Annotated in this window: 17 protein-coding genes and 1 tRNA gene; 13 read left to right on the top strand and 5 right to left on the bottom strand. The window is 67.1% G+C overall.

What is annotated here, in order from left to right; translation table 11 throughout:
- Positions 1–4: 4 nt before the first annotated feature.
- From gspG to PLC66_RS00735, 5 genes are all read right to left on the bottom strand, one after another.
- Positions 5–409: a type II secretion system major pseudopilin GspG gene (gene gspG, locus PLC66_RS00755; protein WP_324536904.1), complete on the bottom strand. Its 405-nt coding sequence runs from the start codon at positions 407–409 to the stop codon at positions 5–7.
- 140 nt (positions 410–549) lie between these two features.
- Entirely contained in the window at positions 550–1,425 is an 876-nt protein-coding gene (locus PLC66_RS00750; RefSeq protein ID WP_324536902.1) for an AEC family transporter, read from the bottom strand.
- Between the two features lie 83 nt (positions 1,426–1,508).
- Complete coding sequence (hslU, locus tag PLC66_RS00745) at positions 1,509–2,843, bottom strand: ATP-dependent protease ATPase subunit HslU (RefSeq protein WP_324536900.1); 1,335 nt, start codon at positions 2,841–2,843, stop codon at positions 1,509–1,511.
- Between the two features lie 10 nt (positions 2,844–2,853).
- The gene (gene hslV / locus PLC66_RS00740) at positions 2,854–3,390 is read right to left on the bottom strand and encodes an ATP-dependent protease subunit HslV (RefSeq protein WP_324536898.1); all 537 of its coding nucleotides are present in this window, start codon (positions 3,388–3,390) and stop codon (positions 2,854–2,856) included.
- 39 nt (positions 3,391–3,429) lie between these two features.
- A complete protein-coding gene (locus tag PLC66_RS00735) occupies positions 3,430–4,596 on the bottom strand; it encodes an STAS domain-containing protein (RefSeq protein WP_324536896.1) in 1,167 nt (388 codons plus the stop codon).
- A gap of 188 nt (positions 4,597–4,784) precedes the next feature.
- Here PLC66_RS00735 and ybgC point away from each other — a divergent pair, with 188 nt between their 5' ends.
- From ybgC to PLC66_RS00670, 13 genes are all read left to right on the top strand, one after another.
- Positions 4,785–5,243 (top strand): tol-pal system-associated acyl-CoA thioesterase, encoded by a 459-nt coding sequence (gene ybgC / locus PLC66_RS00730; RefSeq protein WP_324536894.1) that lies wholly within the window; start codon positions 4,785–4,787, stop codon positions 5,241–5,243.
- A complete protein-coding gene (gene tolQ, locus PLC66_RS00725; RefSeq protein ID WP_324536892.1) occupies positions 5,240–5,908 on the top strand; it encodes a protein TolQ in 669 nt (222 codons plus the stop codon). Before ybgC ends, tolQ begins: the two co-directional genes overlap by 4 nt.
- 20 nt (positions 5,909–5,928) lie before the next feature.
- Positions 5,929–6,342 carry an ExbD/TolR family protein gene (locus tag PLC66_RS00720; protein WP_324536890.1) on the top strand — a complete coding sequence of 138 codons (414 nt, stop codon included), beginning with the start codon at positions 5,929–5,931 and terminating at the stop codon, positions 6,340–6,342.
- Positions 6,339–7,283, top strand: a complete 945-nt coding sequence (locus PLC66_RS00715) for an energy transducer TonB (protein WP_324536888.1) — start codon at positions 6,339–6,341, stop codon at positions 7,281–7,283. Before PLC66_RS00720 ends, PLC66_RS00715 begins: the two co-directional genes overlap by 4 nt.
- Before the next feature lie 39 nt (positions 7,284–7,322).
- Positions 7,323–8,600, top strand: coding sequence for a Tol-Pal system beta propeller repeat protein TolB (gene tolB, locus PLC66_RS00710; RefSeq protein ID WP_324536886.1), 1,278 nt, complete (start codon positions 7,323–7,325; stop codon positions 8,598–8,600).
- A gap of 68 nt (positions 8,601–8,668) precedes the next feature.
- A complete protein-coding gene (pal, locus tag PLC66_RS00705; protein WP_324536884.1) occupies positions 8,669–9,184 on the top strand; it encodes a peptidoglycan-associated lipoprotein Pal in 516 nt (171 codons plus the stop codon).
- Position 9,185: 1 nt separating this feature from the next.
- Positions 9,186–9,905: a tol-pal system protein YbgF gene (gene ybgF / locus PLC66_RS00700; RefSeq protein ID WP_324536882.1), complete on the top strand. Its 720-nt coding sequence runs from the start codon at positions 9,186–9,188 to the stop codon at positions 9,903–9,905.
- Positions 9,906–9,909: 4 nt separating this feature from the next.
- Positions 9,910–10,581 carry a 7-carboxy-7-deazaguanine synthase QueE gene (gene queE, locus PLC66_RS00695; protein WP_324536880.1) on the top strand — a complete coding sequence of 224 codons (672 nt, stop codon included), beginning with the start codon at positions 9,910–9,912 and terminating at the stop codon, positions 10,579–10,581.
- Positions 10,582–10,613: 32 nt separating this feature from the next.
- Complete coding sequence (gene queC, locus PLC66_RS00690; RefSeq protein ID WP_324536878.1) at positions 10,614–11,306, top strand: 7-cyano-7-deazaguanine synthase QueC; 693 nt, start codon at positions 10,614–10,616, stop codon at positions 11,304–11,306.
- A gap of 66 nt (positions 11,307–11,372) precedes the next feature.
- On the top strand, positions 11,373–12,482 hold the full coding sequence (locus PLC66_RS00685; protein WP_324536877.1) for a YeeE/YedE family protein: 1,110 nt from the start codon (positions 11,373–11,375) through the stop codon (positions 12,480–12,482).
- A gap of 88 nt (positions 12,483–12,570) precedes the next feature.
- Positions 12,571–12,646: transfer RNA gene (locus tag PLC66_RS00680), tRNA-Lys, on the top strand.
- A gap of 452 nt (positions 12,647–13,098) precedes the next feature.
- Positions 13,099–13,365 carry a translation initiation factor IF-1 gene (infA, locus tag PLC66_RS00675; RefSeq protein WP_324536876.1) on the top strand — a complete coding sequence of 89 codons (267 nt, stop codon included), beginning with the start codon at positions 13,099–13,101 and terminating at the stop codon, positions 13,363–13,365.
- A 173-nt stretch (positions 13,366–13,538) separates the two neighbouring features.
- Positions 13,539–14,429, top strand: coding sequence for a dienelactone hydrolase family protein (locus PLC66_RS00670; RefSeq protein WP_324536874.1), 891 nt, complete (start codon positions 13,539–13,541; stop codon positions 14,427–14,429).
- Positions 14,430–14,565: the final 136 nt, after the last annotated feature.

The raw sequence follows: 14,565 nt of genomic DNA, 5'->3' as shown, positions 1-14,565 counted from the left end.
CAGCTCACCAGTTGGTGACGTCGGCGTTGCTACCCTCTCCGCCGGGCTGACCGTCCGCGCCGTAGGAAAAAATGTCGTACTCGCCGTGCTCGCCCGGGTGGCGGTAGCGATAGGGGCTGCCCCAGGGATCGACCGGCACCGACTTGCGCAGATAAGGCCCCTGCCAGCGCGACTCGCCCGCAGGCGCCGCCATCAAGGCGTCGAGCCCCTGCTCGGTGCCCGGATAGCGGCCGACATCGAGGCGATACTGGTCGAGCGCCTTCTCGAAGGCATCGACCTGGGCGCGCGCGGTGTTTACCTCGGACTTGCCGATCTGCGAGAAAAAGCGCGGTCCGACGTAGCCGGCGAGCAAGCCGATGATCACCATCACCACCAGCAGTTCGAGCAGGGTAAAGCCGCGTTGCCTCATGATCCGCATCATCCTCGCAGTCTGTCGGTCGCCCGCAGCAGCAAGGGCGCGGGCCAGGTGCGATAGCCTGCCAGCGGATTGTTACGGTTTCGATCACATGACAGTCATTTTTCCGCAACCGCACTGCCATGTTTCGCGCGCTAGTCGAGGACCAGGGCGAGCGCCAGCGGCAGGAACACGATCGCGGCGACGTTGCCGATCAGCACCATCGAAGCCACCTTGTCCGGCTCCTGACTGTAGCGTTCGGCGAACATGAAGTTCAGCACGGCCGGCGGCAAGGCGCCGAACACCAGCACGAGCGCCTGCTCGCGCGCCGGCAGGTCGATGAACTGAAGCACCATCCACGACAGCGCGAGCCCGACCAGCGGGCGCGCCACCGCACCGAACATGCCGACGCCGACCGCGCCGATGCGGGATTCGGCCAGGCGCACGCCGAGCCCGAACAGCATCAGGGGAATCGAGATCTCGCCGAGCATGCGGATCGCGGTGAGCAGCGGCGGCCACACCTCGAAATGGGTGAGGCTGACCGACAGCCCGAGCGCCGTCGCCATCACCGAGGGCACCCGCCACAGCATGTAGAAGCGCACGCGATGGTCGAGCAGCCAGGCGCCGAAGGAGAAGTGGATCAGGTTCGACACCATGAACATCACCACCATCGGCGCCAGCGCCGCCTCGCCGAAGGCCAGCACGGCAAGCGGCAGACCGAGGTTGCCGCAGTTGTTGAACATCATCGGCGGCACCAGCGTCTTCGGCTGGATGCCGGTGAGCCTGGCCAACCCCCAGCCGGCCAGGCCGGCGCCGACCATCATCAGCGTGGAAGCAAGAATCAGCGGCATGAAGGCGCCGACGTCGAAGGCCTTGTTCGCCAGCGCGGCAAACACCAGCGCCGGCACGAACACGTCCATGTTGAGCTTGTTGGCCTGCGACAGGTCCGGCTTCATCCGGCGGCCGACGAAATAGCCCAGCGCGGTGATCGAAAACAATGGGAACAGAATTTCGACGATTCGCAGCAGCATCAAAACCTACCTTGCTTCGCACGCGGCAAATGAAAACGGGCCGGACGTCGCCGCCGGCCCGCGGGTTACAACGCGAAACCGCGTTACAGCACGTAGCGCGCGAGATCCTCGCGCTGCGCCAGCATGTCTAGACGGCCATCGACGTAGCCGGCATCGACCACCACCTCGTCCAGCATGCCCTTGCCGGCCTCGAAGGAGACCTCCTCGAGCAACTTCTCCATCACCGTGTACAGCCGGCGCGCACCGATGTTCTCGGTCTTCTCATTCACCTGATAGGCGATCTCGGCCAGGCGGCGGATGCCGTCGGCGGTGAAGCTCAGGCGCACGCCATCGGTGGCGAGCAGGGCCTCGTACTGGCGGGTGAGGCAGGCATCGGTACTGGTGAGGATGCGGGCGAAGTCTTCCACCGACAGCGACTCGAGCTCGACGCGGATCGGAAAGCGGCCCTGCAGCTCGGGGATGAGGTCGGACGGCTTGGACAGGTGAAAGGCGCCGCTGGCGATGAACAGGATGTGATCGGTCTTGATCATGCCATACTTGGTCGAGATCGTCGTGCCCTCGACCAGCGGCAGCAGGTCGCGCTGCACCCCCTGGCGGGAGACGTCGGCGCCGTGCACGTCACTGCGCGCGGCGATCTTGTCCACCTCATCGAGGAAGACGATGCCGTTCTGCTCGACCGCCCGCACCGCCTCGAGCTTCACCTCCTCGTCATTGATCAGGCGCGCGGCTTCCTCGTCCGCGAGCAGTTTCAGTGCCTCGCGGATCTTGAGCTTGCGCTGCTTCTTCTTGCCACCGCCGAGGTTCTGGAACATGCCCTGGATCTGCTGGGTGAGCTCTTCCATGCCGGGCGGGGCGAAGATCTCGGCGCTCATCGACGGCGCGGCGACCTCGATGTCGATCTCCTTGTCGTCGAGCTCGCCCTCGCGCAGCTTCTTGCGGAATTTCTGCCGGGTGGCGGAGTCCTGCGCCGGCTCGGGCTCGGCGTTGAAGCCGACCGGGCGCGCCGGTGGCAGCAGGGCGTCGAGCACGCGGTCCTCGGCGGCGTCGAGCGCGCGGTCGCGCACCGATTTCATCGCGCGCTCGCGGCCATCCTTGATCGCGATTTCCATCAGGTCGCGGATGATGGTGTCCACATCGCGGCCAACATAGCCAACTTCAGTGAACTTGGTCGCCTCGATCTTGATGAAGGGCGCATGGGCGAGGCGCGCCAGGCGGCGCGCGATCTCGGTCTTGCCGACGCCGGTGGGACCGATCATCAGGATGTTCTTGGGGGTGATCTCGCTCCTCAGCGGCTCCTCGACCTGGGCGCGCCGCCAGCGGTTGCGCAGCGCGATGGCGACGGCCTTCTTGGCCCTGTCCTGGCCGACGATGTGCTTGTCGAGTTCGGAGACGATCTCCGGCGGGGTCATCTGGGTCATGCGGTCGCTCTCAATCCAGCACTTCGATGGTGTGGTGGTGATTGGTGTAGATGCACAGGTCGCCGGCGATGGTGAGCGCCTTGGCGACGACCTCCTTGGGCTCGAGCTCGCTGTTCTCGATCAGCGCACGCGCCGCGGCCTGCGCGTAGGCGCCGCCGCTGCCGATGGCGACGATGCCCTGCTCGGGCTCGAGCACGTCGCCGTTGCCGGTGATCACCAGCGAGTGTTCGCGGTCGGCCACCGCCAGCATGGCCTCGAGGCGGCGCAGCATGCGGTCGGTGCGCCAGTCCTTGGCGAGCTCGACCGCGCTGCGCAGCAGGTTGCCCTGGTGCTTGTCGAGCTTGGCCTCGAAGCGCTCGAACAAGGTGAAGGCGTCCGCCGTGCCTCCGGCAAAACCGGCCAGGATCTGGCCGTTGTACAGCGTGCGTACCTTGCGCGCCGAGGCCTTGATGACGATGTTGCCCAGGGTGACCTGGCCATCCCCGCCAAGGGCGACGCGGTTGCCGCGCCGCACCGACAGGATGGTGGTGCCGCGATATTGTTCCATGTTGATTCCCGCCGGCCGGGCGCCGGCGCCTTCAAGTGATCATTGGCGCAAGGTGACGTGCGCGACCTGGTCCACGCTCATGACGCGCAGCAGGGCCGCGACCATGGCATTGACGTTGACGAGGCTCACGAGTTTACCCTGAGCCTGCAGCGTGGCGAGAATGTTGAACAAGGTGCCCGCGCACACGAAGTCGATTCGGCGCAGGCGCGCACAGTCGATGCGCACCTGGCGGCGGTCGGCGGCGAAGCTCGCCAGTCGCTTGAGGGTGTCGCTGGACGTGCCGCTGAGCTCGCCCTCGAAACAGAACCCGTCGGGCTCGGTCGTCGCCAGTGCTGGAGTGGGCGCCTCGCGCAGCGCGGCGGTAGCGCCCCGGCACTCCCAGGACGGCGGCGATTCCTCGAAGGTCACGGCATAATCGACGGCGAGATTCTCAAAGCGCGCCTGGTCGTCGGCGTACTGCAACAGCTCGAGCAGCATCAGCCAGGTGTCGCGCTCCTGCGCCTTGCCCACCACGAGGCGCTTGCCGAGGATCTCGGCGAGCGGCTCGACACTGAGCAGCGTGACCTTCACCCGATCAGCCGCGAGATCGCCCAGCAGGCGCCGCCACACCCCGCAGCCGGCGTCATCGACGCCACGCACGCGACCCACGTCGAGACGCACGGCGCCACTGCGGCGACCCAGCGCCGCGACCTGCTGAAACTGCTTCTCCGCTTGGGCCGTCAGCTGTCCGGTGAGATTGATCAGGGGCGGCAACCCGCTGCGTGCCCGCCCGCCGGCGGCAGAGAGATCGACCCAGGGCGGTGGCGAGCGCTCGAAGCGCGTCGCGTAGTCGAGCACACGGGATTCGAAGCCCTGTTTGTTGCCAGCCAGCCGATAGAGGTCGAGCAGCATCAGCCACACGCCCTCGCCGACCTCGGCGTGTTCGCCATCCACCATCGCCTCGAGCAGCGCGAGCGCTTCGCCATCGTTGCCATTCGCATAAAGCACCGCCGCCTCCTCGAACGCCGCGCCGATGCCGCTGCCCACCTCCTGCACCTCGACCAGCCCCGCCGCCCGTGCCAGGCCGCGGCCATGGTCGGTGGCGGAGAAGTCCAGCCCCGACAGCTCGGTCGGCGGCGGTGCACCGTCTGCGGCATGCGCACGCTCGACGCCCCCGGCCAAAGGCTCGGCGGACGTCGGTTTCTTGCCGAAGAAGGGAAGTGCCACGTCTGTTTTCCTGCGCTCTCAAGACCCGATCGCCGGCGCCTTCATGCCTGCGCCAGCGGCGACGGAAAAACAATAGTATTTTTGGAAAAATGCTTGTACAACAACTATTAAGCTCGGTCAGCAAAAACAATCATCAACATTTGAAACAGGCAGTGCACCGCCCGCGCACGCTCGGCTAGAATGCTGCAATGCAACCGAAGACGAGTCGTAACGACGCGCCGGCCACAAGCCCGTCCGCGTCTGCGCCAGCCCACAGCCTTTCCCTGAGAGTCTATTACGAAGACACCGACGCCGGTGGCGTCGTGTACTACGCGAATTATCTCAAATACTGCGAGCGCGCCCGCACCGAGTGGCTGCGAGCGCTCGGCATCGCCCAGCAAGCCCTGCTCGACGAGGCAGGCATCGGCTTCATGGTGCGCTCGGTCCAGGCGGAATACCTGTCCTCGGCACGGCTGGACGACGAACTCATGGTCGCGAGCCGCATCCAAGGCCTGCGTCGCGCCAGCATCGTGTTCGACCAGCAGGTGAAGCGCGCGGGCGAAGTCCTGTTCACCGCCCGGACCCTGGTCGCCAGCATCGACATTCATCGCCACAAACCCACTGCCATCCCGGCCCCTCTGCACGCCCTTCTCGAAAGCCAAGCATGACCGTCACTCAAGATCTCTCCATCCTCAGCCTCATCAGCGAGGCGAGCGTGCTCGTGCAACTCGTCATGGCCCTGCTCGCCGGGCTGTCCCTGGTGTCGTGGTACTGGATCTTCCGCAAGTCATTCCAGATCCGCCAGGCACGCAACGAGACCGAGAGTTTCGAGCGTGACTTCTGGAGCGGCGGCGACCTCAACACGCTCTACGACGCCGCCAGCCGCCATCAGGCCGACGGCATGGAGCGGATCTTCGAGGCGGGCTACCGCGAGTTCACCAAGCTGCGTGCCAAGGGCCACGACCATGGTGCCACGCTCGACGGCGCGCGGCGCGCCATGCGGGCCACCTACCAGCGCGAGGTCGACGACCTCGAGGCCCATCTCGCCTTCCTCGCCTCGGTCGGCTCGGTGTCACCCTACATCGGTCTGCTCGGCACCGTGTGGGGCATCATGAACTCGTTCCGCGGCCTGGCCAGCGTCGGTTCGGCCACCCTTGCCCAGGTCGCGCCCGGCATCGCCGAAGCCCTGGTCGCCACCGCGATCGGCCTGTTCGCCGCGATTCCGGCGGTCGTCGCCTACAACCGCTTCGCGCACGACATCGACCGCCTGGGCATCCGCTTCGAGAGCTTCATGGAAGAGTTCTCCAACATCCTGCAGCGCAACCTGCGCTGAACGGACCGGAGACGCCCGCCATGCGCCAACGCCGCCTGATGAACCAGATCAACGTCGTCCCTTACATCGACGTCATGCTGGTGCTGCTGGTGATCTTCATGGTCACCGCACCGATGGTCCAGACCGGCAACATCAACGTGCCCTCCGCGGCGCCGGTCGCCGCGCCGCTGAGCGAGGCGGTGGTGATCCAGGTCGACGACAAGGGCGCCTATTCGATCATCCGTCGCAGTGGCGCGCAGCCCGAGGACGTACCCGCGGTGCGCCTGCAGACCACCCTCGCCGACCTGCTCGCGCAGAATCCGGAGCAGACCTTCCTGGTCGCCGCCCACCGCAGCCTCAACTACCAGCAGGTCATCGACGTGCTCGAGACCGCACGCCTGGCCGGCGTCCAGAAGATCAGCCTGCAGACGCAGTCGGGTGGCAGCAGCCGATGAACGAGCGCGTGACTCGCACTCGCGAGCTTCCGGGAAAATGGGCCTCGCTCGGCCTGACGATCGCGGTCCACCTCGGCCTCGCACTGTTCCTGTTCTTCGGCGTGCGCTGGCAGAGCAGCCCGCCGGCCGCGCTGGAGGTGCAGCTTGCCGCCGCGCCGAGCGCAGCGCCCACCCCGCCAAGGCCGCAGCCTGCACCCAGGCCCGAGCCACCGAAACCGCAGCCTGCCCCCGAGCCGCCCAAGCCGCAACCCGCGCCGGAGCCGCCCAAGCCGCAGCCGCGCCCCGAGCAGCCGAAGCCAACGCCCGCTCCGGCGCCGAAGCCGGAGATCGCGACCAAGGCGCCCGAGAAGAAGCCGGAGCCGCCCAGGCCAGCGCCCAAACCCGAACCCAAGCCTGAGCCCAAGCCGGCCCCGAAACCTGAACCGAAGCCGGAACCCAAGCCCGCGCCGAAACCGGAGCCCAAGCCCGCGCCGAAACCGGAGCCCAAGCCCGCGCCGAAGCCCGAACCCAAACCCGAGCCCAAACCGCAACCGAAGCCCGAACCCAAGCCGGCGCAGGACGACTACATGGCGCAGCGCCTGGCGCAGGAAACCCGGCGCGCCGAGGAGGCGCGCCTGGACAACCTGCTGCGCCAGGAGGGCGCCCGCGCGGCTGCGGCCGGTGACGTCGATCGCTACCGCAACGCCATCGCTACCAAGGTGCGCGGCAATCTGCTGCGCCCGCCCGGCTTGGCCGGAAACCCGGAGGCGATCTTCGAGGTCGACCAGCTTCCCAGCGGCGAGGTGCTCAACGTGCGCCTGAAGCGTTCATCCGGCGTTCCCGCACTGGACGACGCGATCGAGCGCGCCATCCGGCGCTCCAGCCCGCTGCCGCTGCCCGAGAACCGAAGCCTGTTCCAGCGCACGCTGGAACTGAAATTCCGCCCGCTGGCGGAAGATTGAGCCTGCCATGTCTATAATCCGCGGCTGGAGCACAACCGCATGAAAATGATTATCTCTGCCTTCCGCCTCTTCATCGTCACTGCGCTGGCCAGCCTTGCCCTGACTGCGCAGGCGCAACTCTCCATCGAGATCACCGGCGCGGGCGCCTCGCGTTTCCCGGTCATCATCCCGATCTTCGAGAACGAAGGCCGCCTGCCGCAAAGCGTGACCGACGTCGTGCGCGCCGACCTCGAGCGCAGCGGCCTGTTCAGCCTCGTCGATATGGGCCCGCTGCCCTTGCCCGAGTCGGTCATGCCCGACCTCGCCGCGGTCCGCGCCCGAGGTGCCGATGCAGTGCTGACCGGCAGCCTGATCCCGATGTCGGACGGCCGCTACGAGGTGCGCTTCCGCCTCTTCGACGCCCAGAAGCAGCTTGAGCTCGGCGCCATGGCTCTGCCGATGAGCCCGGCGCAGAACCGCATCGTCGGCCACCGCATTGCCGACTTCGTCTATGAGAAGCTCACCGGCCTGCCCGGCTACTTCGCCACCCGCATTGCCTACGTGATCAAGGCCGGGCCGAACTTCGAGCTGCAGGTCGCCGACGCCGACGGCATGAACGCGGCCACCGCGCTGCGTTCGCGCGAACCGATCATCTCGCCCGCCTGGTCGCCAGACGGCCAGAGCCTGGCCTACGTCTCCTTCGAGCAGAAGAAGCCGATCGTCTATGTGCATACGCTCGCCACCGGCCAGCGCCGCGTGGTCGCCAACTTCAAGGGTTCCAACTCGGCCCCGACCTGGTCGCCCGACGGCAGCCAGCTCGCGGTCGTGCTGACCAAGGACGGTCTGTCCCAGCTTTACGCCATCAATGCCGACGGCTCCGGCGTGCGCCGCCTGGCCCAGTCTGCAGGCATCGACACCGAGCCCTTCTGGGGCAGCGACGGGCACATCTACTTCACCTCCGATCGCGGCGGCAGTCCGCAGATCTACCGCATCCCGGCCAGCGGCGGCAGCGCCCAGCGGGTGAGCTTCGAAGGCAACTACAACGTCTCGCCCCGTTTGTCGGGCGACGGCAAGCTGCTCGCCTTCGTCACCCGCAATGCCGGCCGCTTCCAGGTGGCCGTGCAGGACCTCGCCACCCGGCAGACCACGATCCTCACCGATTCGGCACGCGACGAATCGCCCAGCTTCGCTCCCAACGGCCGCATGATCCTGTACGCCACCGACAGCGGTGGACGCGGTGTGCTGTCGGCGGTGTCGACAGACGGGCGCATCCGCCAGCGACTGACGGTGCAGGCTGCGGATGTCCGCGAGCCCGCGTGGGGCCCGCAGATCCGGTAATCAAAACGCGGCGCAAACGTCGCATCACTTCACTGCTGTCTTTCAACACAAATCCTGGAGCACTACCCATGAAGAAACTGATTGTCCCCGCCCTGCTCGCCATGATGCTCGCAGCGTGCTCGAGCACCGGCCCCGACGCCACCGGCGCCGCGGTCGAGGACCGCTCGGGCGCCGGCGTCGCCACCGTCACCGCCCCCGGCGCCACCGGCACCGGCATCGCTGCGCTGACCGACCCCAACAACATCCTGTCCAAGCGCAGCGTGTTCTTCGACTTCGACAGCTTCGTCATCAAGCCCGAAGCCCGCCCGCTGATCGAAGCGCACGCCCGCTTCCTGGTGCAGAACCCGCAGATGCGCATGCTGATCCAGGGCAACACCGATGAGCGCGGCAGCCGCGAGTACAACCTCGCGCTGGGCCAGAAGCGTGCCGACGTCGTGCGTCAGGCCCTGATGCTGCTGGGTGCCCGCGAGTCGCAGATCGAGTCGGTGAGCCTGGGCGAAGAGAAGCCGCGTTGCGAAGACCGCACCGAGGCCTGCTACGCCGAGAACCGTCGCGGCGACATGCTCTACTCGGGCGAGTTCTAAGATGAAACGCCTTCTGCCGCTCGCGACGTTCATCGTCCTGACCGCGGCGGGCAGTGCTCACGCCCAGTTGTTCGGCGGCGACACCGAAGCCCGCAACCAGATCATCCAGTTGCGCCAGGATCTCCAGGGCCAGCTCGAGACCACCAGCCGTGGCCAGCTCGAGCTCGCCATGCAGAACGAGCAGCTACGCGCCGAAGTGGCGCGCCTGCGTGGCCAGATCGAACTGCTGATGAACGAGGTCGAGACGCTGAAGCAGCGGCAGAGGGATTTCTACGTCGACCTGGACACGCGCCTGCGCCAGATCGAGACCGGTGGCGCCGCCCCCAGGGCGGCGGCCGCTGGCGACCCCGCAGCGGAGTCGGCCGACTACCAGGCCGCACTGAACCTGCTCAAGGACGGCAAGCAGGCCGAAGCGCTCGCCGCCTTCGAAACCTTCGTCGGCCGCTACCCGGCCGGCAGCTTCACCGCTGGCGCTCACTTCTGGGCGGGTAACGCGGCGCTGCAGGCACGCGATGTCGCCAGTGCGACCAAGCATTTCAATGCAGTCCTGCAGAAGTGGCCCGATGACGACGTCGCCCCCGACGCCATGCTCGGCCTCGCCAACAGCCAGCAGGCCCTCGGCGACGCCGCGGCAACGCGGCGCACCCTGCAGGCGCTGACCGAACGTTATCCGCAGAGCAACGCCGCCCAGGTCGCGCGCCAGCGCCTGGCCGTACGCTGAGTCGATGTCGGCGCACGAGCCATGGACGGCCGCGACCGTCCGTCTGCGCATCACCGAGATCTTTGCCTCCGTGCAGGGCGAATCGAGCCGGGTGGGCCTGCCCACGGTATTCGTCCGCCTCACCGGCTGCCCCCTGCGCTGCACCTGGTGTGACACCGCGTATGCCTTCACGGGCGGCGAGATGCGCACCCTCGACGAGATCGTGACCGAGGTCGCCAGCCACGGCTTGCAGCACGTGTGCGTGACCGGTGGCGAGCCGCTCGCACAGAAGGCCTGCCTCAGCCTGCTCACGGCCCTGTCCGACGCCGGCCATTCGGTGTCGCTAGAGACCAGCGGCGCGCTGGACATTGCCGGGGTGGACCCGCGCGTGTCGCGCATCATGGATCTCAAGGCACCGGGATCGGGCGAAGCGGACAAGAACCGCCTGGAGAACCTCGCCCTGCTCAATGCGCGCGACGAACTCAAGATCGTGCTCGCTGACGCTGCCGACTACGAGTGGGCACGGCAGCAGATCGCCACGCACCGCCTCCACGAACGCTGCAGCGTGCTGCTGTCACCCGTCGCCGGCGAGCTTGAGCCGACCACGCTCGCCGAATGGATCGTGCGCGATCGTCTGCCGGTGCGCTTCCAGCTCCAGCTGCACAAGCTGCTGTGGAACGACGCCCGCGGGCGCTGAAAACTTTTCCTCACACCCCGAACACCTGCCTCATGATCACCCCCCCCCGCGCCGTCGTGCTGTTGTCCGGCGGCCTCGATTCCGCCACCTGCCTCGCCATCGCGCGTGACATGGGCTTCGAAACCTACGCGCTGTCGGTCGCCTACGGCCAGCGCCACGCGGCCGAACTCAGCGCGTCGAAGCGCGTTGCCGAGGCGCTGGGAGCGCGCGAGCATCGCACTGCGCAGGTCAACCTTGGCCAGTTCGGCGGCTCCGCGCTCACCGATCCGGGCATCGCCGTGCCCGAGAACGAGGACAACACCGGCATCCCGGTCACCTACGTGCCGGCGCGCAACACCGTGATGCTGTCGATTGCGCTCGCGTGGGCCGAGGTCCTCAAGGCCAACGACATCTTCGTCGGCGTCAATGCGGTGGACTACTCCGGCTACCCCGACTGCCGACCGGCGTTCATCCAGGCCTTCGAGACCATGGCCAACCTCGCCACCAAGGTCGGCGTCGAAGGCGCCCACCTGCGCATCCACGCACCCCTGATCGAGCTGTCCAAGGCCGACATCATCCGTCGCGGCATCGCCCTGGGCGTCGACTACGGCCTCACGGTCACCTGCTATCAGGCCGATGACGCCGGTCGCGCCTGTGGCCGTTGCGAGGCCTGCCGCCTGCGCGCCGCCGGATTCGCAGCCGCCGGCGTACCCGACCCGACCCCTTATCAGCCCCTCCCGCGCTGAGCCCGGCGCCGTCCGCGGCGCCCTTTTTGGTTAGAATTCGGCCTCCCTTCGTCGCCGGCCCCCATCATGGAAGAATCTCTGGTCTCCGCCTCGACCATCGTCTGGCTCGCCTTCGCCGTGGGCGGCGTGTTCGGCTTCGTGGCCAACCGCACGAACTTCTGCACCATGGGCGCGGTATCCGACATCGTCAACATGGGCGACTGGAACCGCATGCGGATGTGGGCGCTGGCCATCGCCACCGCCATCCTGGGCACCGCCGCGCTGCAATGGCTGGGCCTGTTCGACGCGTCGAAATCGATCTATACCGGCAACCGGCTGACCTGGTTCTCCCATCTGCTCGGCGGCCTGTGCTTCGGCATCGGCATGACGCTTGCCTCGGGCTGCGGCAGCAAGACCCTGATCCGCATCGGCGGCGGCAACCTGAAGTCGATCGTCGTCTTCGTCTTTCTCGCCATCGGCGCCTACATGACAATGCGCGGGCTGTTCGGTGTCTGGCGCGTGCGTCACCTCGACAACATCGCCACCGAACTGCCCCACGGCCAGGACCTGCCCGCCTTCCTCGGCGCCGCCACCGGCATGGCATCCGGCACCGCGCTGCTCGCGACGGCGCTGGCGGTCGGCGGCGGGCTGCTGCTGTGGTCGCTCGCCCGCCGCGAGGCCTGGCGCAGCGACGTGATTCTCGGCGGTGTCGTCGTCGGCGTCACGGTGGTCGCAGGCTGGTACGTCTCGGCTCATATCGGCTACGTCGCCGAGCACCCCGAGACGCTCGAAGAGGCTTTCATCGCGACCAACAGCGGTCGCGCCGAGTCGCTCACTTTCGTCGCGCCCGTGGCCTACACGCTGGAGTTGCTGCTGTTGTGGAGCGACACCAGCCGGGTGGTCACCTTCGGCATCGCCAGCGTGCTTGGCGTCATCGCCGGCTCGGCCGCCTATGCCGTCGTGAGCCGCGGCTTTCGTATCGAGAGCTTTCGCGACGCTGGCGATCTCGTGCGCCACATGGCGGGCGGGCTGCTGATGGGCTTCGGCGGCGTCACCGCGCTGGGCTGCACCATCGGCCAGGGCATCACCGGCCTGTCCACGCTGGCGCTGGGCTCGATCCTGACCACCCTGGCGATCATCGTCGGCTCGGCGATCACGATGAAGATCCAGTACTGGCTGATGATGCGCGGAGCCTGACAGTGCCGCGACGGCCCTTCGCCGCGGCAGTCTGCGCAACGGCACTTGACGGACACGCTCGCGCTTACTAGAATTCGGCCTCGCTTTTGGGTCGTTAGCTCAGCTGGTAGAGCAGCGGACTTTTAATCCGTTGGTCGCTGGTTCGAATCCAGCACGGCCTACCAGGAACACGAGGAAATGCCCCGACTCCGGTCGGGGCGTTTTCTTTTGCGCCGAATCTACCGACCGCGCAGACAGCACAGCCTGCGACATGGACCTGAGCGTCCAAATCGCGTATAGTTTTGCACTAGACTTTTGCCGGTTTTGAATTTAAAGATTTAATTCGGCAATCAGCGGCTCAGTAACAGCAAGCTTTCGCCCGGCTAGAACGCCTTCGTTTCCTGCCTGGCGAAGTGTCGCTGACCCCGCCCCAAGTGCTCGCCCCCAACCCTGCCTTCGCGTTGCAGGGTTTTCGCTGCGAGTCCCATCGACCGGTCCGCCGAACATCGTGCCGATTTCTCCAGGCCATCGCCGCACATCGCGCGCTTCGCCCTGGTCCCTGATTCGCTCCCGGCGGAGGCGAGTCCGACTGGCTCTGCCCCTCGCGCAGTGCCAGCACAATGACAAGGAGCCGACCATGGCCAAGGAAGAACTCATCGAAATGCAAGGATCCGTCACCGAGGTGCTGCCCGACGGCCGCTACCGCGTGACGCTCGACAACGGTCACAACCTGATCGCCTACTCCGGCGGCAAGATGCGCAAGCATCACATCCGCATCATCGCCGGCGACAACGTGTCGCTGGAAATGTCGCCCTACGACCTGAGCAAGGGCCGCATCACCTTCCGCCACCTGCCGGGACGCCCCGCCGGCGCAAGCGCCGCACCCCCCCAGCGTCGCCGCTGAGTCCTCGCTGCGTCCCCTCTGCATCCCCTTCCGGGCTGCGCGCTGCATGCCGCAATACACGGCATGCAGCGGAACCCCCTGAGAGAAGAGGCGGTCTGCATGATGGTTCCGCGTGCTCGCAACGCGCGCGGACCTGCATTGGCAATTCACCCACCACGCAGGAGACAGACCTCATGACCGCACCCGACACCCTCTCAGAGCGCCAGGATTTCGACAGCCTGCTGCCCGCGGCCCGGCTCGACCGCCGCGGCTTCGTCACCACGCTCGTTGCCGCTGGCTTCGCGCTGGCAGTGCAACCCGTTCAGGCCAGCACGATGATCACCACCGCGAGCACCGGCCTCAGCACCGGCGAAGCCACCATCGACGTCAGCGGAGACAGCCTCCCGGTGTACTTCGCCCGCCCGGCAGATGCCGTCGGCAAGCTGCCCGTGGTGCTCGTCGTGCAGGAGATCTTCGGCGTGCACGAGCACATCCGGGACGTCTGCCGGCGTCTGGCTCACCAGGGTTATCTCGCAGTCGCGCCCGAGCTGTTCTTCCGTCAGGGTGACCCGAGCAAGCTCGAGAACGTCGGCGAGATCATCCAGAGCATCGTGTCCAAGGTGCCCGACGCGCAAGTCATGGCCGATCTCGACGCCTGCGCAGCCTGGGCGGTGTCCGCCCAAGGCGGCGACCCGGACTGGCTGGCGGTCACCGGCTTCTGCTGGGGCGGACGCATCACCTGGCTGTATGCCGCACATAATCCGGCGCTGAAAGCGGGTGTGGCCTGGTACGGCCGCCTGGACGGTGCCCCGTCGGAGAGCACCCCGCAGCACCCGATCGACGTCGTCGACAAGCTGCATGCGCCGGTGCTGGGGCTGTACGGTGGCCAGGATCAGGGCATTCCGCTCGACGACGTGCGGATGACACAGGAGGCGCTGCAGAAGGCCGGCAGCGCGAGCATGATTCACGTCTATCCCGACGCGCCGCACGCCTTCCATGCCGATTACCGGCCGAGCTACCGCAAGGACGAGGCCGAGGATGGCTGGAAGCGGCTGCTGGACTGGTTCGCCAGGCATCGCGCCTGAGCACTCGACGCGTGGGGCGGCTGACAAGGCCGTCCCTCGCTCTTGACCGCCACGGTCTCGCATCCCGCAGCGGGCGCACCTCGTTCTCCGATCGGGGCGGCATGCACCAGCCCCGACCCCGCGACCCAGCCGAAGG

It is taken from the genome of Thauera sp. (genome assembly GCF_035444905.1).
Taxonomy (GTDB): domain Bacteria; phylum Pseudomonadota; class Gammaproteobacteria; order Burkholderiales; family Rhodocyclaceae; genus Thauera.
This window is presented reverse-complemented; position numbering and strand designations above follow the sequence as displayed.